General features: G+C 69.4%; 20 protein-coding genes. 11 read left to right on the top strand and 9 right to left on the bottom strand.

Annotated elements, in window-relative coordinates:
* Window positions 1-116 precede the first annotated feature (116 nt).
* Complete coding sequence (locus ACT535_RS05685; RefSeq protein ID WP_476363625.1) at window positions 117-1,304, bottom strand: FAD-dependent monooxygenase; 1,188 nt, start codon at window positions 1,302-1,304, stop codon at window positions 117-119.
* Window positions 1,305-1,430: 126 nt separating this feature from the next.
* Complete coding sequence (locus tag ACT535_RS05680) at window positions 1,431-1,691, bottom strand: zinc-finger domain-containing protein (protein WP_476364000.1); 261 nt, start codon at window positions 1,689-1,691, stop codon at window positions 1,431-1,433.
* A 427-nt stretch (window positions 1,692-2,118) separates the two neighbouring features.
* Here ACT535_RS05680 and ACT535_RS05675 point away from each other — a divergent pair, with 427 nt between their 5' ends.
* Complete coding sequence (locus ACT535_RS05675) at window positions 2,119-3,918, top strand: ABC transporter ATP-binding protein (RefSeq protein WP_476363624.1); 1,800 nt, start codon at window positions 2,119-2,121, stop codon at window positions 3,916-3,918.
* Between the two features lie 150 nt (window positions 3,919-4,068).
* Here ACT535_RS05675 and ACT535_RS05670 read toward each other — a convergent pair whose 3' ends face one another.
* A complete protein-coding gene (locus tag ACT535_RS05670; RefSeq protein WP_168460633.1) occupies window positions 4,069-5,505 on the bottom strand; it encodes a class II 3-deoxy-7-phosphoheptulonate synthase in 1,437 nt (478 codons plus the stop codon).
* Between the two features lie 324 nt (window positions 5,506-5,829).
* On the opposite strand from ACT535_RS05670, the gene ACT535_RS05665 reads away from it, so the two are divergent.
* Both ACT535_RS05665 and ACT535_RS05660 read left to right on the top strand, forming a co-directional pair.
* Window positions 5,830-7,131, top strand: coding sequence for a multidrug effflux MFS transporter (locus ACT535_RS05665; protein WP_476363623.1), 1,302 nt, complete (start codon window positions 5,830-5,832; stop codon window positions 7,129-7,131).
* Window positions 7,132-7,288: 157 nt separating this feature from the next.
* Window positions 7,289-8,173 carry an SHOCT domain-containing protein gene (locus ACT535_RS05660; protein WP_476363622.1) on the top strand — a complete coding sequence of 295 codons (885 nt, stop codon included), beginning with the start codon at window positions 7,289-7,291 and terminating at the stop codon, window positions 8,171-8,173.
* Window positions 8,174-8,214: 41 nt separating this feature from the next.
* Here the strand turns inward: ACT535_RS05660 and nth are convergent, their stop codons facing one another.
* A complete protein-coding gene (gene nth, locus ACT535_RS05655; protein WP_476363999.1) occupies window positions 8,215-8,952 on the bottom strand; it encodes an endonuclease III in 738 nt (245 codons plus the stop codon).
* Between the two features lie 379 nt (window positions 8,953-9,331).
* Between nth and ACT535_RS05650 the strand changes: the two genes are divergently transcribed.
* A complete protein-coding gene (locus ACT535_RS05650) occupies window positions 9,332-9,808 on the top strand; it encodes a DUF2244 domain-containing protein (protein ID WP_476363621.1) in 477 nt (158 codons plus the stop codon).
* A gap of 125 nt (window positions 9,809-9,933) precedes the next feature.
* Here the strand turns inward: ACT535_RS05650 and ACT535_RS05645 are convergent, their stop codons facing one another.
* From ACT535_RS05645 to fae, 3 genes are all read right to left on the bottom strand, one after another.
* A complete protein-coding gene (locus ACT535_RS05645; RefSeq protein WP_476363620.1) occupies window positions 9,934-10,623 on the bottom strand; it encodes a ChrR family anti-sigma-E factor in 690 nt (229 codons plus the stop codon).
* Entirely contained in the window at window positions 10,620-11,201 is a 582-nt protein-coding gene (locus tag ACT535_RS05640) for a sigma-70 family RNA polymerase sigma factor (RefSeq protein ID WP_168460610.1), read from the bottom strand. Before ACT535_RS05640 ends, ACT535_RS05645 begins: the two co-directional genes overlap by 4 nt.
* A 243-nt stretch (window positions 11,202-11,444) precedes the next feature.
* Window positions 11,445-11,984: a formaldehyde-activating enzyme gene (fae, locus tag ACT535_RS05635; RefSeq protein ID WP_168460607.1), complete on the bottom strand. Its 540-nt coding sequence runs from the start codon at window positions 11,982-11,984 to the stop codon at window positions 11,445-11,447.
* A 186-nt stretch (window positions 11,985-12,170) separates the two neighbouring features.
* Here fae and ACT535_RS05630 point away from each other — a divergent pair, with 186 nt between their 5' ends.
* Complete coding sequence (locus ACT535_RS05630) at window positions 12,171-12,314, top strand: hypothetical protein (protein ID WP_024278335.1); 144 nt, start codon at window positions 12,171-12,173, stop codon at window positions 12,312-12,314.
* Window positions 12,311-13,270, top strand: a complete 960-nt coding sequence (locus tag ACT535_RS05625; RefSeq protein ID WP_476363619.1) for a site-specific tyrosine recombinase XerD — start codon at window positions 12,311-12,313, stop codon at window positions 13,268-13,270. The genes ACT535_RS05630 and ACT535_RS05625 overlap by 4 nt, the downstream gene beginning before the upstream one ends.
* Before the next feature lie 156 nt (window positions 13,271-13,426).
* Here ACT535_RS05625 and ACT535_RS05620 read toward each other — a convergent pair whose 3' ends face one another.
* Window positions 13,427-14,002, bottom strand: coding sequence for a nitroreductase family protein (locus tag ACT535_RS05620; RefSeq protein WP_168460599.1), 576 nt, complete (start codon window positions 14,000-14,002; stop codon window positions 13,427-13,429).
* Between the two features lie 244 nt (window positions 14,003-14,246).
* Here ACT535_RS05620 and ACT535_RS05615 point away from each other — a divergent pair, with 244 nt between their 5' ends.
* The 3 genes from ACT535_RS05615 to ACT535_RS05605 all read left to right on the top strand — a co-directional run bounded on the left by ACT535_RS05615 (window position 14,247) and on the right by ACT535_RS05605 (window position 16,433).
* The gene (locus tag ACT535_RS05615) at window positions 14,247-15,275 is read left to right on the top strand and encodes a hypothetical protein (protein WP_476363998.1); all 1,029 of its coding nucleotides are present in this window, start codon (window positions 14,247-14,249) and stop codon (window positions 15,273-15,275) included.
* 32 nt (window positions 15,276-15,307) lie between these two features.
* On the top strand, window positions 15,308-15,646 hold the full coding sequence (locus ACT535_RS05610) for a c-type cytochrome (RefSeq protein WP_476363618.1): 339 nt from the start codon (window positions 15,308-15,310) through the stop codon (window positions 15,644-15,646).
* Between the two features lie 169 nt (window positions 15,647-15,815).
* A complete protein-coding gene (locus ACT535_RS05605; protein WP_476363617.1) occupies window positions 15,816-16,433 on the top strand; it encodes an outer membrane protein in 618 nt (205 codons plus the stop codon).
* Window positions 16,434-16,568: 135 nt separating this feature from the next.
* On the opposite strand, the gene thrS is transcribed toward ACT535_RS05605, so the two are convergent.
* Entirely contained in the window at window positions 16,569-18,545 is a 1,977-nt protein-coding gene (thrS, locus tag ACT535_RS05600; RefSeq protein ID WP_476363616.1) for a threonine--tRNA ligase, read from the bottom strand.
* 457 nt (window positions 18,546-19,002) lie between these two features.
* Between thrS and ACT535_RS05595 the strand changes: the two genes are divergently transcribed.
* Together ACT535_RS05595 and ACT535_RS05590 are read left to right on the top strand one after the other, a co-directional pair.
* Window positions 19,003-19,635 carry a L,D-transpeptidase gene (locus ACT535_RS05595; RefSeq protein ID WP_168460578.1) on the top strand — a complete coding sequence of 211 codons (633 nt, stop codon included), beginning with the start codon at window positions 19,003-19,005 and terminating at the stop codon, window positions 19,633-19,635.
* 40 nt (window positions 19,636-19,675) lie between these two features.
* Window positions 19,676-20,689, top strand: a complete 1,014-nt coding sequence (locus ACT535_RS05590; protein ID WP_168460576.1) for an amino acid ABC transporter substrate-binding protein — start codon at window positions 19,676-19,678, stop codon at window positions 20,687-20,689.
* Window positions 20,690-20,777: the final 88 nt, after the last annotated feature.

Genomic DNA, 20,777 nt, shown 5'->3' with positions numbered 1-20,777 from the left:
ATACCCCTCACCCCAGCCCTCTCCCGCAAGGGGAGAGGGGGCGCGGGCGGTTCGAGGCGATGACACCCAAGATCAGCGGAGGCGTGGACGCCGCGGAACAACCCAGCCACCTGCCCTCAAGCCTTATAAATCCACCCATACCGATCGAGCAGCGCGGCGCCCTGCCGGCGCAGCACCAGGTCGCGGGCGAGGCGGGGGGCGCCGGAGAGGTGGTAGACCATGCCGTTGCGCCGCGCCTCGGACTGGATGCGCGCGGTGCGGCCGAGGCGCTCGGCCTCGTAGGCCTTGAGGGCGGTGGCGGCGTCGGTCTCCTTCTGGAGGGCGCGGGCAAGGGCCGCCGCATCCTCGATGCCCTGCGCCGCGCCCTGGGCGAGGAAGGGCAGCATGGCGTGGGCGGCATCGCCCAAAAGTGTCACGCGGCCGGTGCTCCAGCGGGGCAGGGGATCGATGTCGTAGAGGCCCCAGCACAGGAAGTGCGGCGCGGCCTTCAGCAGTTCGCGCACCTCCGGCGCCCAGTCGGCGAAGGCGGCGTGGACGGCGGCGCCGTCGCCCGGCGCGCTCCAGCGGGCCACCGGCTCGGTGTGCTTGACGATGGCGACGAGGTTCAGCGTCGCCCCGCCCTTGACCGGGTAGACCACGAGATGGGCATCGCGCCCCATATAGAGCCGCACATCCGGCGGATGGCGGGCCGGAACGGGGATGGTGGCGCGATAGGCGAGGCGCTGGGCGAACACCGGGGGCCTGGCCACGCCGAGATGCGCCCGCACCGCCGAGCGCACGCCATCGGCGCCGACGAGGATGTCCGCCCCGTGGGCGATGAGGTTCTCGCCCTGCTTCACCACCGCTCGCACGCCGCCGAAGGCCGGCTCCACGGCGGTGAGTTCGGAATTGAGCGCGATCAGCACGCCCTCGGCCTCCGCCGCCTCGGCGAGGAGATTTTGCAGATCGGCGCGGTGGACCACGAGGAAGGGCGCGCCATAGCGCGAGGCGGCCGGGCCGTAATGGGCGCGGGTGATGGTGGCGCCGCTGGCGCCGCTGCGCACATCGAGGGAGCGCGGCGTCACCGCCACCTGTTCGAGGCGCGGCAACAGGCCGAACTCGCGCAGGATGCGGGTGGCGTTGGGGGTGAGCTGGAGCCCCGCGCCCACCTCGCGCAGCTTGCGCGCCTGTTCCACCACCTGGACGGTGAGGCCGGCGCGGCGCAGGGCGATGGCGCAGGCGAGCCCGCCGATGCCCGCGCCGACCACCACGGCGCTGCGCGCGGCGGTGCGGGGTTTCGCCCGGAAGGGGATGGGATCGGCCATGGCAGGACCCGGCTCCGTGAAGGAGCCGGCCGGATAGTCTTTCATTGCGGCGGCGATCAGGCCGCCTCGGTCAGGCCCGGGGATCGGGGCGGAGGGCCCGGGATTCTATGCTGTGATCAGGCCCACTCAGGCGGCGGTTTTGGCCGCAGGCTCGTCGTGCCACACGGCCGCTTCCGGCTTCGCTTCGCCGGCGGCGAGGGCCGGAGTGTAGCGATAGAGCGTGGAGCAGTAGGGGCAGACGTGCTCGTCGTCATCGCCGAGGTCGATGAAGATGTGCGGGTGGTCGAACGGCGGCTTCGCACCGATGCACATGAATTCCTTGCTGCCCACCTCGATGACGGTGACGCCGAGGTCGTTGCAGAAGTGGGGAATGCCGGTGTCCGCCATGGTTCCGCCCATGCTTGTCCAAAAAAGCGCCGCGACCTTAGCGTCTGATGGCCGCCTGCGAAAGGGTCTGGTCCGCGGCAGATCGGCCGTCCATGCTGCAGGCGCCGCCCCGTTCCGGGGCCGCGCGGAATTCACATCCGGAAGGGAGGGGTACCGTTCATGAGCACGACCATGTTCTCCACCCCTGCCGTGCCGCGCGGCATCCTGCGCCGCGCCCATTTCACGGATGTGGTTCCCCGCCAGCCAGGCTCGCGCCGCTAGCTCTCGGCACATCCAAGGGCCCGCGGTCCGCCACCCGCCTGCGCTGCGCGCGGGCAGGGGCCTGCCGACGCCCGTGCCTTCCCACTTCGCGGCCGATTGCGCCGCGCGTCCCCGTTCGAATCAGGGACCGGCCCTGGCGCCCCTTGCGGCGCGGCCGGATCGTGTCATGTCGTTGTTCCAGACCCACAAGCGCGGGCTGTCGTTCCGCGCCATCTTCGGCTTTCTCTTTGCCCAATGGGCGAAGCGGAAGGGCATCATCGCCGCCACCATGGCGGCGATCCTCGTCTCCACGCTGGCGGAAGTGCTGGTGCCGCTGTTCGCCGGCCGGCTCATCGACGCCTTGTCCCTGGCCGACCGGGACACGGCCTGGCACATCGCCACCATGGCCTTTCTCGCCATGGTCGGGCTCGGCGTCATCATGGTCAGCGCCCGCCACGTCGCCTACACCGTCATCGTGCGGCTCACCCTGCGCATGATGGCGGACCTGGCGGCGGATGCCTTCGCGCGGGTGCAGCGCTTCTCGTCGGATTGGCACGCCTCCACCTTCGCCGGCTCCACCGTGCGCAAGATCTCGCGCGGCATGTGGTCCCTCGACGTGCTGCACGACACGCTGCTGGTGGCGCTGTTCCCCTCCGTGGTGGCGCTCGCCGGCACGGCGCTGCTGCTCGGCCTGAACTGGCCGGTGCTGGGCGCGGTGGTGGCGGTGGGGGCGGTGGCCTTCATCGGGCTCACGCTCGCCCTGTCGGTCAACTTCGTCGCCCCGGCGGCGCGGCTCTCCAATGCGTGGGATACCCGCGTGGGCGGCGTGCTGGCGGATGCGGTGGGCTGCAACGCCGTGGTGAAGGGCACCGGCGCGGAGGCCCGCGAGGAGGAGCGGCTGACGCGGGTGCTCGGCAAGTGGAACGCCCGCACCTACCGCACCTGGATGGCGGCGACCTGGGCCGGAACGGCGCAGCTTCTGGCGCTGGTGGCGCTTCAGGCCTCCATCATCGGCACGGCGCTGGTGCTGTGGCACCAGGGGCAGGCGAGCGCGGGCGATGTGGCCTATGTGCTCACCTCCTACCTCGTGATCCACTCGTACCTGCGTGACATCGGCATGCACGTCCACAATCTCCAGCGCTCCCTGAACGAGCTGGAGGAACTGGTGGAGATCCACCACCAGAAGGTGGGCGTTTCCGATGCCCCGCAGGCAGTGCCGGCGAAGGTGGAGGAAGGCACGATCGCGTTCGAGAACGTGACCTTCCATTATGGCGGGCACGCCAAGCCGCTCTACGAGAACCTCTCCGTCACCATTCCGGCGGGGGAGCGGGTGGGCCTCGTGGGGCACTCGGGCTCGGGCAAGACCACGTTCGTGAAGCTCATCCAGCGCATGCACGACGTGACCTCCGGCCGGGTGACCGTGGACGGGCAGGATGTGCGCGCTGTCACGCAGGGCTCCCTGCGGCGCGCCATCGCCGTGGTGCAGCAGGAGCCGGTGCTGTTCCATCGCTCGCTGATGGAGAACATCGCCTATGCCCGGCCGGATGCGTCGTTCGAGGAGATCCGGCGGGCGGCGGAGCTGGCCAATGCGGCCGACTTCATCGGACGCCTGCCGCGCGGCTACGGCACGCTGGTGGGCGAGCGGGGCGTGAAGCTCTCGGGCGGCGAGCGCCAGCGCATCGCCATTGCCCGGGCCTTCCTCGCGGATGCGCCCATCCTGATCCTGGACGAGGCCACCTCCAGCCTCGATTCGGAATCGGAGGCGGCGATCCAGGACGCCATGGAGCGGCTGATGGTGGGGCGCACCACCCTCGTCATCGCCCACCGGCTTTCCACCGTGCGCTCGCTCGACCGCCTGATGGTGTTCGACAAGGGCCGCATCGTGGAGGAGGGCGACCACGACGCGCTGGTCCGCCGCGAGGGCGGCCTCTACCGCCGCCTGTTCGAGCGGCAGGCCATGGAGCTGGCCAAGGGACTGGCGGCGTGACGAACGGCCTTCCCGCCCTCGCGCGGGGAGGCCGTCTCTGGGCCCAAAACGAAGAACGGCGGGCCGAGGCCCGCCGTTCAGTCTCTTTCCCGGAAGAACCCGCGGATCACTCCGCGGCTTCGACCTTATCGCGTCTGTGTCCGCGGCGGATTACTCCGCCGCCTCCACCTGCGGCCGGCCGCGGGCGAGGCGCTCGCGCTTGAGCAGCTCGGCCACCAGGAAGGCGGTCTCGATGGCCTGCTCGGCGTTGAGGCGCGGATCGCAGAAGGTGTGGTAGCGGTCGCGCAGGTCCTCGTCCGAGATGGCGCGAGCGCCGCCGGTGCATTCGGTGACGTTCTTGCCCGTCATCTCCAGATGCACGCCGCCGGCGAAGGTACCCTCGGCCGCATGGATGTCGAAGAAGGAGCGGATCTCCGACTGCACCCGCTCGAACGGGCGGGTCTTGTAGCCGGAGGCGGCCTTGATGGTGTTGCCGTGCATGGGATCGCACGACCACGCCACGGTGCGGCCTTCCTTCTCCACCGCGCGGATGAGGCCCGGCAGGTAGTCGCCCACCTTGTCGGCACCGAAGCGGCAGATCAGCGTGATCCGTCCCGCCTCATTGTCCGGCTGGAGGATGTCCAGCAGGCGGATGAGGCCTTCCGGCGAGATCGACGGCCCGCACTTGATGCCGATCGGGTTGCGGATGCCGCGGAAGTACTCGACATGCGCATGGTCCGGCTGGCGGGTGCGGTCGCCGATCCACAGCAGGTGGCCGGAGGTCGCGTACCAGTCGCCCGAGGTGGAATCGACACGGGTCAGGGCCTGTTCGTAGCCAAGCAGGAGCGCCTCGTGGCTCGTGAAGAAATCCGTCGAGCTCATCTCGGGATGGCTCTTGGGATCGATCCCGCAGGCGCGCATGAAGTCCAGCGCCTCCGTGATCCGGTTCGCCAGTTCCTGATACCGCGAGGACTGGGGCGAATCCTTCACGAACCCCAGCATCCAAGCGTGGGCGTTGGCGAGGTTGGCATAGCCGCCGGTGGCGAAGGCGCGCAGCAGGTTGAGCGTCGCCGCCGACTGGCGGTAGGCCTCGAGCTGCCGGCGCGGGTCCGGGATGCGGGCGGCTTCCGTGAAGGCGATGTCGTTGATGATGTCGCCGCGGTAGCTGGGCAGCGTCACGCCGTTCTCGGTCTCGGTGTCCGAGGACCGGGGCTTGGCGAACTGCCCGGCGATGCGGCCGACCTTCACCACCGGCGAGCCGCCGGCGAACGTCAGCACCACCGCCATCTGCAGGAAGACGCGGAAGAAATCGCGGATGTTATCGGCCGAATGCTCGTCGAAGCTCTCGGCGCAGTCGCCGCCCTGCAGGAGGAAGGCTTCGCCGCGGGCGACCTTGGCGATCTCGGCCTTCAGGCGGCGCGCCTCACCTGCAAAAACAAGCGGCGGGTAGGAGGCGAGCTTGTGCTCCACCTCTTCCAGCTGCGTCTTGTCGGGATAATTGGGCATCTGGAGGCCGGGATAAAATCGCCAGCTATCCGGACGCCAGCCTTCGGCGCGGCGGGAAGCCTCGGCGCCAGGGACGGGAGCGGACTGCGGGCGGGTCACCATTTGACTCTCCATTTGCATAAGGCCGGCCGGTTGTCCGGTCCGGTCCGTCCCGCTGGTGCGCCTCCGGCGTTCCTCTTGTGTTCGCGGGATCGGAAGGCGGGCTTATACACGAAGCCCGTGCGCACCGAAAGGATGCGGCGCAACAGGGGAAACGCGACCTTCGGGTGTCCGCCGGGCGCGCCGCCGGGCTTCTCTTGGCCCCGCCCATCGCCTATGAGGAGTGCGCGCCAGCGCGCGCCCGCCGTTCTGCCGACGCCTTCTCTGCCGGCACCCGTCCTGAAATGTCCGTGTCTGTTGCGGGACACGCCAACGCCCGAGCCTGTCATGTCACAGCCCCATCGCGCGCCGGCGCCGGCCTCCGCTTCTGCCTCGCCGCGCGGTCCCGCGTCCGGGAAGCCCGGCGCCCACGGTCCTGCCTTCCAGGGGCCCGGTTTCGTGGAGTTCGTCGCGCTCATCGCCCTGCTCATGGGCATGACCGCCTTTTCCATCGACAATCTGCTGCCCGCCTTCGGCGCCATCCGCGCCGATTTCGCGCTGGACAATCCCAATCACGTGCAGGTGATGGTCTATGCCTATCTCATCGGCATCGGCGGCGCCCAGTTCTTCTACGGACCCATCTCCGACGTGCTGGGGCGCCGCCCCATCCTGTTCGCCGGCCTCGCGATCTATGCGGCGGGCAGCCTCCTCGCCTTGTTCACCCGCGATTTCGACGTGCTCATCGTCGCCCGGCTGATCCAGGGCACGGGCGCGGCAGCGGGCCGGGTGCTGGCCATCGCCATCGTGCGCGATCGCTTCGAGGGGCGCGACATGGCGCGGATCATGTCGCTGAGCATGATGGTGTTCCTCACCGTGCCCATCATCGCGCCGGCGCTGGGCAGCCTCATCCTTCTTTTCGGCTCGTGGCACCTCATCTTCGTCGCCATGCTGCTGCTGGCGCTGGCGCTGTTCGTCTGGTTCGGCGTCCGGATGCCGGAGACGCTGCATCCCGAATACCGCATCCCCTTCTCGCTGCGCTCCATCGGCAAGGCCGCCATGCTGACGCTCACCACCCGCCGCTCGGTGGGCTATGCGGTGGCGATCGGGCTGATGATGGGCTCGCTGATGGCCTATGTGGGCTCGGCCTCGCAGGTGTTCCAGACCGACGTCTACCGGCTCGGCAACCTCTTCCCCATCGCCTTCGCGGCGGTAGCGGGCATCATGGCGGTGGCCTCCTTCCTCAATGCCAGCCTGGTTCACCGGCTCGGCATGCGGCGGCTGTCCCACGCCGGCATCCTCGGCTTCATCGCCGCCGGGGCTTTGATGGTGGCCTCCAGCATCATCTGGAACGGCAAGCCGCCGCTGATCCTGTTCTGCGGCCTCGTGGCGGCGGGGCAGTTCCTGTTCGCCCTCACGGTGCCGAACTTCAATTCCATGGCCATGGAGCCTTTGGGCGCGGTGGCGGGCACTGCCTCGTCCTTCATCGGCGGCTTCACGACGCTCATGGCGGCCGTGCTGGGCTTCGTCGTCGGCAGCCATTTCGATGGCACCGTGATGCCGCTGAGCCTCGGTTACATGGTGCTGGGGGCCGTCGCGCTGGTGTTCGTGCTGTGGGCGGAGAAGGGCAAGCTGTTCGGCCACCAGCCGTAGGCGCATCCCCCTTCGGCATGGCTGCCCTGCGCCGGCTCGGCGAAGTGTGTCGGCGAACTGTCCGCAAGGCGTGATAGAACAAGCCTCGACACCGACACGCTTGCGCCATACCGCGCCTGCGGGATCGACCGACATCAGGAGCCCCACAGGAGCCCCCATGCCCCAGCTCTCGCCCGAAGGCCAGGCGGCCATCAACGCCATTTCCCAGCGCACCGGCTTCAGCCCGGATGCGGTGACCTCCATGCTGTTCTCGGTGATCGCCGGCAACGGCACCATGGCCCAGTTCAGCCATCCCGAATTCGGCGGTTCCGGCCAGTGGATGGCCGGCGGGATGACCATGGTCTCGGACATGTTCAACAATTACCTGAAGGGCCGCGTGGACGGCCTGTGCAGCGAATTGTCGAACCTCGTCGCCAGCCAGCCCGGCCTCACCCAGACCGGCAACTTCCAGTCGCAGAGCCAGAACGGCGGGTATTCCGGCGGCGGCCAGTGGCAGACCAGCGGCGGCGGTGGTTTTGGTGGAGGCTATTCCGGCGGCAACCAGCCCAGCCTGTTCGTGCCGGAGGCCTCGGGCGGCTTCAACTGGTGGCCGGCCGATCTCGGCCAGCCGGCCAGCACCGGCGCCCAGAACGGCGTGCGCTACGCCTATTTCCCCGGCGCGCGGCGCCTCGCCATCGACCTGAACGGGCAGGTGACGGTCTATGACAGCCTCGATCACCAGATCGGCGGCTTCTCCCAGCAGCAGGGCGGGTCGGGCAGCCTGACCTTCACCAGCCAGTACGGCACGGTGTTCGTCTCAAGCCTGCCCATCGTGAGCGGCGCCCCGCAGGCTCCGGCCTACGCGCCGCAGGCGCCGTCCTATGCCCCGCCGCCGGTGTACGACGCTCCGCAGCAGCAGCCCCAATCCTTCGGCAGCCCGCAGCCGCTGGGCCAGAACGAGGTGATCTCGGCCATCGAGAAGCTGGCCGACCTGCACGCCAAGGGCATCCTCAGCGACCAGGAATTCAGCACCAAGAAGGCCGAGCTGCTCAGCCGGCTGTAAGGGGGCGGGCGGTCGGCAGGGGGCTTCCCTTCCGAATGCCCTCAGAAGTTCTTGTCCGGCCAGCGGCACAGATCGGTGATGAGGCAGCGCCCACAGGCGGGCTTCGCCGCCTTGCAGATGTAGCGGCCGTGCAGGATGAGCCAGTGGTGGGCGTGCAGCTTGAAACGGTCGGGGATGCGCGCCTCCAGCCCCAGCTCCACCGCCAGCGGCGTCGCGCCGGGGGCGAGGCCGGTGCGGTTGGCGACGCGGAAGAGGTGGGTGTCTACCGCGATGGTGGGCACACCGAAGGCGATGTTCAGCACCACATTGGCCGTCTTGCGCCCGACGCCGGGCAACGCCTCCAGCGCCTCGCGATCCTTGGGCACCACGCCGCCATGGCGCTCCAGCAGCAGGCGGGACAGCTCCACCACGTTCTTCGCCTTGCCCCGGAACAGGCCCAGCGTGCGAATGTGGTGCGCCACCTGATCCTCCCCCAGCGCCAGCATGGCGGCGGGGGTGGAGGCGGCGGCGAACAGGCCCTTGGTCGCCTTGTTCACGCCCGTGTCGGTGGCCTGGGCGGAGAGCACTACGGCGACGAGCAGGGTGAAGGCGTCGGAATGGTCCAGCTCGCCCTTCGGCTCAGGGTCCTGCGCCTCGAAGCGGGTGAAGGCCTCGGTGATCTCGGCATCGGACCAGGGCGAGACGGTGCGCCCATGCACCGCCGCCGCCGCATTGGCCACCGCCTTGTTGCGGCGGGGGAGGGGCGCGGGCAGGGGATCAGCGGCTTTGCCTGCGGGTATCGTCCCCGCGCGCTCGGTCCCCGGGCGCTCGGTCCCCGCGCGCTTCTTGCCACCCGCGACCGTGCCGGTCGAAGCCTTCGATGCGGCAGCCGCTTTCGCCGTGCGGCCTGCCGGAGCCTGGGCTGCCTTGCCCTTGGCAGAGGCCACGGGCGGGATCTTCGCGCTCTTCCCGGCGATTTCCGCCGCGCCGGCCGCGACCTTTGCCCCCTTCGTGACGCGTGTTGGGCGCGGGGGCGGGGCGGCATCAGCCTTCGGGAGGACGGCGGGTTTGGGCGGGGTGATCCTGCGCGGCATTTTTCGGGTATACTGCCCAGCAATGCCCCAGACCAGCGACCGAGACAGCGCACCCGAGACGCACGCGCAGGCTCAAGACGAGCCCGTGGTCTATGCGGTCACGCTCGCGCCACACCGCTCCCTCTCCAGGCGCGGCTTCTTCTGGATGATGGCGGGCATCGGCGCCGTGAGCTTCGTGTCCGGTGCGGCTTTTCTCGCCATGGGCGCGTGGCCCATCTTCGGCTTCTTCGGGCTGGATGTGCTTTTGATCTACATCGCCTTCCGCGCCAGCTTCCGCTCGGCGCGGGCGCGCGAGCACATCCTCGTCACGCCCAGCCTCGTGGAAATCCGCCGCGAGCCGGCGGCGGGGCGGCCCTCCACCACGCGGCTCAACCCGTTCTGGACACGCCTATGGCGTGAGGACGATGAGGAGCACGGGACGCTGGATGTCGCCCTAATCAGCGGCAAGCGCACGGTGCCCGTGGGCCGCTTCCTCGGTCCCGTCCAGAAGGCGGAGCTGGCGAGCGACCTCACGGAGGCGCTGGCGGTGGTGAAGAAGGGCGTCACCCGCACGCAGTTCTGAGGGGTTGGCCCCAAAAAGCCCGCGCGGCGCCTGAGCGGAGGCCGCGCAAAAGCCCCGCGCGGCGCCTGAGCGAAGGCAACGCAAGGTTTCCGCGCGGCGCCTGAGCGAAGGCAGCGCCTAACTGCTCAGAGAAACGGCCGCGTCACCATGCCCAGCAGGCCGCGGAAGCGGATGCGGCCGTCGAAGGCGGCGAGGCAGAGGCATTCCCCATCGGCGTCCACGCGGGGGGAGTGGTCGATGTCCGCGTCGCATTCCACGAGGTCGCCGGGGCCGTAATGGCCGTTCGGATCGCTGAAGCCGCCGCAGATCACATGGGTGAATTCCAGCCCCGCATGGGTGTGCTGGGGAATGGCGCGGCCGGGCGCGATGCGGAACAGCAGCACCTGCGCGTCCGGGTCTTCCTCCAGATGCACGAGGCCGAGCCGCACCCCGGGCGCCACCGGCACCAGCCGGCCGATGCGGCGCGACGCGATGGCCGGCGGAAGCACCACGCCGGGCGGCAGCTTCAGCCCCTCGGGCAGCGGCCAGCGCCTCGACCCGCCCGCAGCCTCCGCATGATGCAGCGCGCCGGGACTGCGGCGCGCCGACGGGCCGTCGAGGCGTGACAAAACCCGGTCGAGGGCATCGGGGGCGAGGGCAAGGGGTTCGCAGCTATCGAGCAGGGCGCCGCCAACGGACATTAACCGCGAAACCGTCGCGCGGCATTCGGGGCAGCCGTCGAGATGGACGTCCACCAGCAGGCGGGGACCGGCCGGCAGCGTGCCCGCCGCATAGCGCAGCAGGGTCTCGGTGCCGGGATGGGTCGAAGCACTCATTTCAGGTCTTCCAGCAGGGAACGCAGACGGTTGAGCGCAAGGCGCACGCGCGACTTGGCGGTGCCCAGCGGAATGCCCAGCTCCTGCGCGATCTGCGAATGGGGCTTCTCCTGAAAGAAGGAGAGGCGGACGATGGTGGCCTGTTCCTCCGACAGCTTGGCGAGGGCGGCGCGCACCCGCGCCTCCCGCTCGGCGGTCATGAGGATGGTCTCTCCCGAGGTCTCGTCCACCTCGTCCTCGTGGGTCTCGGCCTGATAGGTATCACCATAGCGCTCGCGGCGCTTGAGGTCGATGGAGAGGTTGCGGGCGATGGTGAAGATCCAGGTGGAGGCGGCGGCCCGCGTCGGATCGAAATAGGCCGCCTTGCGCCACACCGTCAGCAGGGTCTCCTGCGCCAGCTCCTCGGCGGCATTAGCGGAGAGCCCGCTGCGCACGAGGTAGGATTTCACCCGCGGCGCGAAATGGCGGAACAGCCGGGCGAAGGCCTCCCGGTCGGCGCGGCTGGCGATGGCGACGATCATCGCGCTCAGCTCGGCGCCGGAGGACGCCACCCGGGGCTCGACGGGCTGGACGCTCATGGCCGTCCCCCCCACGACACGAACGCCGCCTTCCGGCAGCTGTCGGGTGCGACGCGGCTTCGGCAGATCGAGGATGAGACTGGGCTCGGCGGCATTCATACTCTCGATACGCGGCGCCCGAAGCGGTGGATGAGTGGAGCCGCTGCGAAAAAATTGGCGGCTCCGCCCTCCGAATGCGCGGGCTGGAACCGGAGCCTAGCCGAGCGGCAGGTCCGGCTCCAGCAACGTCAGCGTGACCGGGCTTTAGTACTCGATGATGCCCTCGAGCGCGTAGTGCTTCACGCTCTTGCGGTTGGCGATCAGCTCGTCGATGGAGGGCTCGCCCTTGAGCGCGCGGGAGATGGCGAGCTTCGTCGCTTCGTAATTGGTGCGGTAGAGGTCGGCCTTGTCGAGGTTGGGGTCCTCGGGGCAGCGCGGGTCGAGCCACACCATGATGATCATGGCCAGCTCGTCCACCTGATCCTTGGGGATGATGCCCTCGCTGACGCAATCGACGATGGCGTCGCCCATGGCCGCCTGCACGACGCCGCCGAGCAGGTCCACATATTCGGCGGTGTGGATGGTGGCCTTGGTGGTCATCATGGTCACCGGGCGCACCAGCTGGTTGAGGTCGCGCACCACGAACATGCGGGTGTGGCCCTGCACCTGCCCCATCATGGAGGCGAAGGCCTGACCCACCGGGCCGCGCACCGAGCCGATCAGCACTTCCGGCATGGCGTCCGTCACCTGCCCGTCCGCTGCCAGCACCGTCGCCTCGCCCGCCTTGAACCAGATGTCGCTCATCGTTTCCTCCTCGTTGGGTGGCGCAGGTAAGCACCCGCCGCGCCGCCCGTCCAAGGCGACGCTGCGTCGCTGGTGCCAAAAGGCACTGGGTCGACCCTCGCCTTGAACGGCGGCGCCGGCCGTGGCACCTCTGGCGCGAGAGGGGTGCCCGCGGGCGATTCGCGCCCGCACCTGAAGGAGGGGGCGATGCCCACGCTCTTCCGCATTCTGGTGGTGCTGGCCGTGCTCGGCGGCCTCGGCTACGCCGCGCTCTGGGCGCTCGCCACCCGCGTGGAGCCGCAGGAGCGCGAGCTCTCCTTCACCGTCGCCCCCGAGAAGATCGGCAAATGACCGGCGCGGGCCCGGCCGCGCAGGGCCCGCTCGCGCTCTTCCTCGACATGCAGGCGGTGGAGCGCGGGGCGGGCGCCAACACGCTGGACGCCTACCGGCGCGACCTCACCGACCTCGCCGAGTTTCTCTCTCCCCGTACCCTCGCGAGCGCCGACACCACCGCCATCCGCGACTGGCTCGCCGATCTCTCCGCCCGCGGCTACAAGGCGACCACCGTGGCGCGGCGCCTCTCGGCCGTGCGCCAGTTCTTCCGCTTCCTCTATGCCGAGGGGCACCGGGGGGACGATCCCGCCGCCGTGCTGGAAGGCCCCCGGCGCGGACGGCCTTTGCCCAAGGTGCTCACGGTGGAGGAGGTCTCCACCTTGATCGACACCGCCCACGCGCGGGCGGCGGAAGTTCTTGCGGCAGAGGGCGAGGCCGCCGGCAAGGTCCGTGCGGAGATGCTGAAGCGCCGGCGCACCGCCGCCGTGGTGGAACTGCTCTACGCCAGCGGCCTGCGCATTTCCGAACTCGTCTCGCTGCCGGCCGCCGCCGCGCGGGCCAAGGGCGATGCCATCCTCGTCACCGGCAAGGGCCGCAAGGAACGCCTCGTGCCCTTGTCGGAGCCTGCGCGGGGGGCCATGGCGGCCTATCTCGACGCGCGCAAGGCGGCGGGGCTGGAGGCGTCGCGCTGGCTGTTCCCGTCCTCCAGCGAGAGCGGCTACGTGACCCGCCAGCAGGCGGCGCGCGACCTGAAGGACCTGGCGCTGGCCGCCGGCCTCGACCCGGCCAAGCTCTCCCCGCACGTGCTGCGCCACGCCTTCGCCAGCCACCTTCTGGCGCACGGCGCGGACCTTCGGGTGGTGCAGACCCTGCTCGGCCATGCCGATGTCTCCACCACCCAGATCTACACCCACGTGCTGGACGAACGCCTCAAGAGCATGGTGCGCGACCTTCATCCGCTGGCGGATGAGTGAGGGGATCGGGGAAGGCGGCCTTTTGGAGCCTCATCCCGCCGTCGCCCTCCGGCTCGACCGGAGGGCCCATCTGCCCACCCGCGCACGCTTACGACGGCTGGGGCCAACGGCGCCATGGGTCCTCCGGTCAAGCCGGAGGACGACGGCGGTGAGGTATCAGAACCGCGTCACCACCTCGGCCAGCGCCGGGCGGGGGCGGTCTTCCAGCTTCTGGGTGGCGGTGCCGATATAGATGAAGCCGACGAACCGCTCGAACTCGTCGAGGCCCAGCGCCGCCCGGGCGTTGGCGTCGTAGGTCGTCCATTCGGTGAGCCAGGTGGCGCCGTAGCCCAGCGCCCCGCAGGCGACGAGGATGTTCTGGCAGGCCGCCGCCGCCGAAAGCAGCTGCTCGTATTCCGGGATCTTCACATGCGGCGCCGCGCGTGAGACCACCGCCACCACCAGCGGGGCGCGCAGGAAACGGGCGCGCTCGTCCTCGAGCCGCTTCTCGGCGATGCCGGGATCGGAGGCCGTGAGCGCCTCGGCCAGCTTCTCGCCAGCACGCGCGCGGCCGTCGCCTTCCAGCACGATGAAGCGCCAGGGCGCGAGCTTGCCATGGTCCGGCACGCGCGCGGCGATGGTGAGAATGGTGTCCAGCTCCTCCGCCGAAGGACCGGGCGCGACCAGATCGATCACGCGGGAAGAGCGGCGGGTGGCGAGGAGGGCGATGGTTTCGGGGCTGGTATCCGGCATGGGGCAATGTTTCCGATGAAAGGCTTCGGGGCAATCTACAGAGCGGGCGCCCGCCACGGAACCGAGGGGGCGCGGCGGCAACCGGCCGCAGGCTGGGGCGGGGGGTGACTTGAATCCGCCCCGAATTTTGTGCACGTCAAGACACATGATCCGCTTCGCTCACGCCTTTTCCTGCTTCCGCCGCCTCCGGCCGACCGCTCCGGCGGCGCCGGTGCAGGCGTCGCGGAGGCCGGCCGGGCGCGTGATGCGGATGGCTGTGCTGGGCCTCTGGACCATGATGGCGCCCCTGGGCGTCGTCGCGGGCGTGGGGCCGGTCGCGGCGCAATCCATGCAATTCCTCGGTCCGCCCACGGCGCCCCCGCCGGCCGGGCCGTTCGCCACGCCGCCCAATGTGAGGCCCACAGGATTGCCTCCGGGGCTGCCCCCGCCGCCCGGCCAACCCGGCCCGACCGCGCAGGCCGGCCAGCCCGGGCGCGAGCCCCATGCCGTGCTGCCGCAGGCGCCTCCGGGCAAGGCGGCCCTGGGCGTCTATGCGCGTTTCGGCGCCGAAGGCAGCGCCATTCCCCGCGGCCTCGTCTGGCGCGTCTTCGCCGACCAGCCCGAGGCCTCCACCGGCGCCTTCCCGCTGGTGGCGGAGAGTTCGGAGCCGGCGCCCGTCTTCTTCCTCAGTCCGGGCGGCTACATCGTCCACGTCACCTACGGCTTCGCCACCTCGGCGCAGCGGGTGCAGATGGGGCCGGTCTCGCGCCGGCAGGCGTTCGACGTGCCGGCCGGGGCCCTGCGCCTCGCCGCCGACGTGGACGACAAGCCCATCCCCGCCCAGAGGCTGACCTTCGACATCTTCGAGGGCTCGTTCCTGCAGGGGCGCACGTCCAGCCAGCCCTATTACCGGGGCGCCGCCGCCGGCGACGTGGTGCTGCTGCCGGAGGGCACCTATCACGTGGTCTCCACCTACGGCGACGCCAATGCCGTGGTGCGCGCGGACGTGATCGTCCAGCCCGGCAAGCTCACCGATGCCACGGTCCACCACCGGGCGGCGCAGATCAGCCTGAAGCTGGTGAAGGTGGCGCGCGGCGAGGCGCAGGCCGACACCCAGTGGACCGTCATCACGCCCGGTGGCGACACCATCAAGGAATCCATCGGCGCCTTCCCCACCTTCGTGCTGTCGGAAGGCGACTATTCCGTCATCGCCCGCAAGGACGGCAAGAATTTCAGCCGCGACATCAAGGTCGAGGCCGGCAAGAATCAGGAGGTGGAGGTTCTGGCGAAGTGACGCCGGGCCGCCGCCGTGTCCGGAGGGTTCCCATGGTGCGCCTTCTTTCGCGTGTGGCCGGTGCCGTCGCGCTGTTCGGTTTCGTTGCCTTGCCGATGCTTGCCGCCAATGCCGCCCGCGCCGCCGACGCCTCGGCCGGGCGCGCGCTTGCCGAGCGCTGGTGCGCCGGCTGCCATGTGGTCGGCACCGCGCCCCAGAGCGCCGCGAGCGATGCCCCCACCTTCGCCGCCATCGCCGCCCGCGACGGCGATGTCTCGGCGGCCTGGCTGGCCTTCCGCCTGCTGAACCCGCACCCGCAGATGCCGCAGGTCTCCCTCACCCGCGCCGAGGCGGCCGACCTCGCGGCCTATTTCGCGACGCTGAAGAAGTAATCGGCCGCTCTGGCCGACGCGCGCGTTTCCCAAAAGACACACCGGGCGAAACTGTTCAGCTCAAGCGTCCTGCCGACTTGTGGCGGGTGCAGGTGGGCCTGCATGCTGCACGTGCTGCGTCGCACCAGCGCCATCCATTCTGCATTCGGCTCCCGCCTGAGGACTTTCCATGCGCGTTCGTTCTTCGGCCGCCGCATTCGCTTGCCTGCTCGCCGTCTCCCTGGGGGGCGCGCAGGGCGCCCTGGCGGCACCGCCGGCTGAGCAGCCGGCCTTTTCCTGGAGCGGCTTCACCGTCGGCCTGGACGTCGGATATGCCTGGGCGCAGGCGAGCGGGCAGGATTGCAACTGGGCGCGCACCGCATGCCCGGCCTATTCCACCGGGGCGGACGGCATCGTGGGCGGCGCCTATGCCGCCTTCAACTGGCAGGTGGACCACATCGTGCTCGGGATCGAGGGCGATATCGAAGGTTCCGCCGTCACGGGGACCTCGACCTTCTCCAGCGCGTTCGTCTCCTACCTCTTCGGCCATGCGGTGGAGGAGAACTGGCAGGCCTCGCTGCGCGCGCGCCTCGGCTATGCGTTCGACCGCACGCTTGTCTATGTGACCGGCGGCGTGGCCTATGCCGATGTCTTCAACAATCTGTGGCGGCTCGGAAAATCGTTCCATGCCTATGGCGAGACCCGTCCGGGCTGGACCGTGGGGGCCGGCGTCGAGCAGGCCCTCTCCGATCACTTCACCGCTCGCGTCGAATATCGCTACACCGGCTTCGACAGCCCCGAGAACTAGGTGGGCACCAATTCCACGATCCTGCAGGACCTGAACCAGCAGGCCATCCGCATGGGCATCGGCTACAAATTCTGACCGGTGCGCGCGGCGGGCGGAGCCGGAGCCCCGCCCGCGCAGGTTTCACGCAGCCTTGCCTCACGCCGCCTTGGCGGCGAGCGCCTTGCGCTTCAGATCCGGCGGAACGGCCTCGTCCACCAGCGCGGCGACCACCTCGTCCAGCGAACCGGACGATTGGGCGTTGGAGCCGAGGCGGCGGATGGAGAGGGTGCGTTCGGCCGCCTCCTTCTTGCCCGCCACCAGCAGCACCGGCACCTTGGCCAGCGAGTGCTCGCGCACCTTGAGGTTGATCTTCTCGTTCCTCAGATCGAGTTCCGCGCGCAGCCCCGCCGCCTTCAGCGCGGCGACCACCTCGGCGGCATAGTCGTCCGCATCCGAGGTGATGGTGGCGACCACCACCTGCGTCGGCGCCAGCCACAGGGGGAAGTGCCCGGCGAAATGCTCGATGAGGATGCCGGTGAAGCGCTCCATGGAGCCGCAGATGGCGCGGTGGATCATCACCGGCGTCTTCTTCTGGCCGTCCGCATCCACATAGAAGGCGCCGAACCGCTCGGGCAAGTTGAAGTCCACCTGCGTGGTGCCGCACTGCCATTCACGGCCGATGGCATCCTTCAGCGTGTATTCGAACTTGGGACCGTAGAAGGCGCCTTCGCCCGGCAGGATGCCGGTCTTGATGCGCCCGCCGGACTGGGCCTCGATCTGCGCCAACACGCGGGTCATCACCTCTTCGGCGTGATCCCACACGGCATCCGAGCCCACACGCTTCTCCGGCCGGGTGGAGAGCTTCACCACGATCTCCTCGAAGCCGAAATCGGCATAGGTGGAGAGGATGAGATCGTTGATCTTCAGGCACTCCGCCGCCATCTGCTCCTCGGTGCAGAAGATGTGGGCGTCGTCCTGGGTGAAGCCGCGCACGCGCATCAGCCCGTGCAGCGCGCCCGAGGGCTCGTAGCGGTGCACCGCGCCGAACTCGGCGAGGCGCATGGGCAGGTCGCGATAGCTCTTGAGGCCGTGCTTGAAGATCTGCACATGGCCGGGGCAGTTCATGGGCTTCAGCGCGAACACGCGCTCGTCCTTGGTCTCGTCGCCGGCCGACTGAACCTTGAACATGTTCTCCTTGTACCAGCCCCAGTGGCCGGAGGTCTCCCACAGCGAATGGTCGAGCACCTGCGGGGCGTTGACCTCGCTGTAGTCGGCCTTCAGCCGGCGGCGCATGTAGGCCACCAGCTCCTGGAACAGGGTCCAGCCCTTGGGGTGCCAGAACACCGTGCCGGGGCCTTCCTCCTGGAAGTGGAAGAGGTCCATCTCCCGGCCGAGGCGGCGGTGGTCGCGCTTCTCGGCCTCCTCCAGCCGGTGGAGATAGGCGGCGAGTTCCTTCTCGTCCTGCCAGGCGGTGCCGTAGATGCGGGTGAGCATCGGGTTGTTCGAATCACCCCGCCAATAGGCGCCCGCCACCTTCATCAGCTTGAAGGCGTTGCCGATCTTGCCCGTGGAGGGCATGTGCGGGCCGCGGCAGAGGTCGAACCACTCGCCCTGCTTGTAGATCTTCACGTCCTGGTCTTCGGGGATCGCGTCGACCAGCTCGACCTTGTAGTTCTCGCCCTTGGCGGCGAACACGCGCTTGGCCTCGTCGCGCGTCCACACTTCCTTGGTGAAGGGGCGGTCGCGGGCGATGATCTCGCGCATCTTCGCCTCGATGACCGGCAGGTCTTCCGAGGTGAAGGGGGCGTTGCGGGCGAAGTCGTAATAGAAGCCGTTCTCGATCACCGGGCCGATGGTCACCTGCGTGCCCGGCCACAGCTCCTGCACCGCTTCCGCCATCACGTGGGAGCAATCGTGCCGGATCAGCTCCAGCGCGCGCGGGTCGTCGCGGGTGACGATCTCCAGCTTTGCGTCGCGGGGGATGGGCTGGGAGAGGTCCGCCAGTTCCCCGTCGAGGGTAACGGCGACGGCCTTCTTGGCGAGGGATTTGGAAATGGCGGCGGCGATGTCCGCGCCGGACGTCCCCTCGGCATAATCGCGCTTGGCGCCGTCGGGGAAGGTCAGGGAAATCATGTCAAAGCTCCTTGCGGCCCACTCCTGCGCACCTCGCAGGTAGGCCTTTTCGTTAAGCGCGCCCTTTTAGGCGAGGCCATGGCGCCGCGTAAAGCGCGCGGGCGGGGGGAGGCGTCTCGACCGGCGGCGAAGCAAGGCCCGCGACAGCCCCGCCGCCTGAAACGGGCGGCGTCCGCGCTCTGGATACCGTTCAGAAACCGTTCAGGGCCAAAATGCTGCACTGCTTCGGCCGCGTCCCCCCTTTCCCTCGCGCGCGGCCTCGGCTAATCGGGAAGCGGGGTCGTGAGTGTTCGCCATGCCGGCGTCGTTCCGAGAAGGTCCGGGGAGGGCCTTCGCGGAGGGCAGGGCGGGTCACGCGGGGTGGGAAACCGGTCGGCGCGCCTTTCCAGGGCTGCACGACCGGCGAGGACACCGCTCGACCGGGCCGAGGCCCGGGATGCGTCTAGAAGAGGCCGGCATGATGCCTGTGACGATCAAGACCTTGACCTTCGCCGCCCTGCTTCAGGTGGGCGTGTTTGCCTTCGCCGCCGGCGCCAGCGCCCAGGTGGGTCCGCGCGGCGGCCCCGGCGCGGTGATGGACATCGACGACCAGCCGGGCCTCACCGCCCCGGACGACGACATCGCCCAGCTCGATCCGCAGTTCCGCCATCAGCCGGTGTACTTCCGTACCAACGAGAAGCCCGGCACCATAGTGATCCACACGAACGAGCGCTTCCTGTACCTCGTGCAGGGCGACAACCGCGCCATGCGCTACGGCATCGGCGTCGGCCGCGACGGCTTCCAGTGGTCGGGCCTCAAGACCATCGAGCGCAAGGCCGAGTGGCCGGACTGGACCCCGCCGTCCGAGATGATCCAGCGCCAGCCCTACCTGCCGCGCTTCATGGCCGGCGGCCCCGGCAATCCCATGGGCGCCCGCGCGCTCTACATCGGCGGCACCGTCTACCGCATCCACGGCACCAACCAGCCGCAGACCATCGGCTACGCCGTGTCCTCGGGCTGCTTCCGCCTCGTGAACAGCGAGATCATCGACCTCTACAGCCGTGTCCCGGTGGGCACGAAGGTCGTGGTGCGCCAGCAGGCCGAGCTCTGAGGGCGCGCCTCTTTTCACCCGTTTCTCACTGGGGGATTTCATGAAGACGATCCTGGCCCTTCTGGCCGGCGCGGCGTTCGCGCTCGGCGCCACGGCGGCACCGGCGCAGACCCTCAAGACCGTGAAGGACCGCGGCGAACTGGTCTGCGGCGTCTCCAAGGGGCTCCCCGGCTTCTCCGCGCAGGACGCCTCCGGCAAGTGGACGGGCTTCGACGTGGACCTGTGCCGCGGGCTCGCCGCGGCCATCTTCGACGACGCGAACAAGGTGAAGTTCGTGCCGCTGACCGCGGACGAGCGCTTCCCCGCCCTCACCAAGGGCGAGATCGACGTGCTCTCGCGCAACTCCACCTGGACGCTGGAGCGCGAGGCCAAGCTCGGCCTGCTCTTCGCCGCCATCAACTACTATGACGGCCAGGGCTTCCTGGTGCGCGACGCCCGCAAGGTCACGTCCGCCCTGGAACTCGACAAGTCCAAGGTCTGCGTCCAGGCGGGCACCACCGCCGAGAGCAACACCAAGGACTATTTCGCCGCCAACGGCATGACCCTCGAACTGGTGACGCTGCCCACCTCCGGCGACCTCGTGAAGGCCTACGAAGAGGGCAAGTGCGACACGCTCACCACCGACGTGTCGCAGCTCTATGCCCTGCGCCTCACCATGGCCAAGCCCGGCGACCACATCGTGCTGCCCGACGTGATCTCCAAGGAGCCCCTCGGCCCCGTCGTCCGCCAGGGCGACGACCAGTGGTTCAATCTGGTGAAGTGGACGGTGTTCGCGATGATCAACGCCGAGGAACTCGGCGTCGCCACCAACACCATCGACGCCGCGCTGAAGTCCAAGAAGCCCGAGGTCCGTCGCCTCGTCGGCAACGAGGGCGGCTACGGCGAGGAACTCGGCGTGTCCAACGACTTCGTGGTGCGCATCGTGAAGGCGGTGGGCAACTACGGCGAGAGCTTCGAGCGTAACGTGGGCGCCGCGTCCAAGCTCGGCATCCCGCGCGGCATCAACCAGCTCTGGAGCATGGGCGGCATCCAGTACGCCCCGCCGGTGCGCTGATAGGGGCCGAGATCGGGCGGTGCGCCGATCCTCACGGCTAAGCTCTTGGTCAAGCTTACGATTCGAAACGCCGCGCTCGCAGGGATGT

This window comes from Xanthobacter sp. DMC12, from assembly GCF_056314105.1.
Note: the sequence above shows the minus strand (reverse complement) of the source record. Positions and strands in the feature narration are given on the sequence as shown.

Coding starts and splice junctions, on each gene's coding strand:
- ACT535_RS05620 (WP_168460599.1), bottom strand. CDS start 14,002: ATGCCGGATACCAGCCCCGAAACCATCGCCCTCCTCGCCACCCGCCGC.
- ACT535_RS05605 (WP_476363617.1), top strand. CDS start 15,816: ATGCGCGTTCGTTCTTCGGCCGCCGCATTCGCTTGCCTGCTCGCCGTC.
- ACT535_RS05685 (WP_476363625.1), bottom strand. CDS start 1,304: ATGGCCGATCCCATCCCCTTCCGGGCGAAACCCCGCACCGCCGCGCGC.
- ACT535_RS05640 (WP_168460610.1), bottom strand. CDS start 11,201: ATGAGCGTCCAGCCCGTCGAGCCCCGGGTGGCGTCCTCCGGCGCCGAG.
- ACT535_RS05590 (WP_168460576.1), top strand. CDS start 19,676: ATGAAGACGATCCTGGCCCTTCTGGCCGGCGCGGCGTTCGCGCTCGGC.
- ACT535_RS05645 (WP_476363620.1), bottom strand. CDS start 10,623: ATGAGTGCTTCGACCCATCCCGGCACCGAGACCCTGCTGCGCTATGCG.
- fae (WP_168460607.1), bottom strand. CDS start 11,984: ATGAGCGACATCTGGTTCAAGGCGGGCGAGGCGACGGTGCTGGCAGCG.
- ACT535_RS05610 (WP_476363618.1), top strand. CDS start 15,308: ATGGTGCGCCTTCTTTCGCGTGTGGCCGGTGCCGTCGCGCTGTTCGGT.
- ACT535_RS05665 (WP_476363623.1), top strand. CDS start 5,830: ATGTCACAGCCCCATCGCGCGCCGGCGCCGGCCTCCGCTTCTGCCTCG.
- ACT535_RS05675 (WP_476363624.1), top strand. CDS start 2,119: ATGTCGTTGTTCCAGACCCACAAGCGCGGGCTGTCGTTCCGCGCCATC.
- ACT535_RS05615 (WP_476363998.1), top strand. CDS start 14,247: ATGCGGATGGCTGTGCTGGGCCTCTGGACCATGATGGCGCCCCTGGGC.
- ACT535_RS05660 (WP_476363622.1), top strand. CDS start 7,289: ATGCCCCAGCTCTCGCCCGAAGGCCAGGCGGCCATCAACGCCATTTCC.
- ACT535_RS05670 (WP_168460633.1), bottom strand. CDS start 5,505: ATGGTGACCCGCCCGCAGTCCGCTCCCGTCCCTGGCGCCGAGGCTTCC.
- ACT535_RS05630 (WP_024278335.1), top strand. CDS start 12,171: ATGCCCACGCTCTTCCGCATTCTGGTGGTGCTGGCCGTGCTCGGCGGC.
- ACT535_RS05595 (WP_168460578.1), top strand. CDS start 19,003: ATGATGCCTGTGACGATCAAGACCTTGACCTTCGCCGCCCTGCTTCAG.
- thrS (WP_476363616.1), bottom strand. CDS start 18,545: ATGATTTCCCTGACCTTCCCCGACGGCGCCAAGCGCGATTATGCCGAG.
- ACT535_RS05680 (WP_476364000.1), bottom strand. CDS start 1,691: ATGGCGGACACCGGCATTCCCCACTTCTGCAACGACCTCGGCGTCACC.
- ACT535_RS05625 (WP_476363619.1), top strand. CDS start 12,311: ATGACCGGCGCGGGCCCGGCCGCGCAGGGCCCGCTCGCGCTCTTCCTC.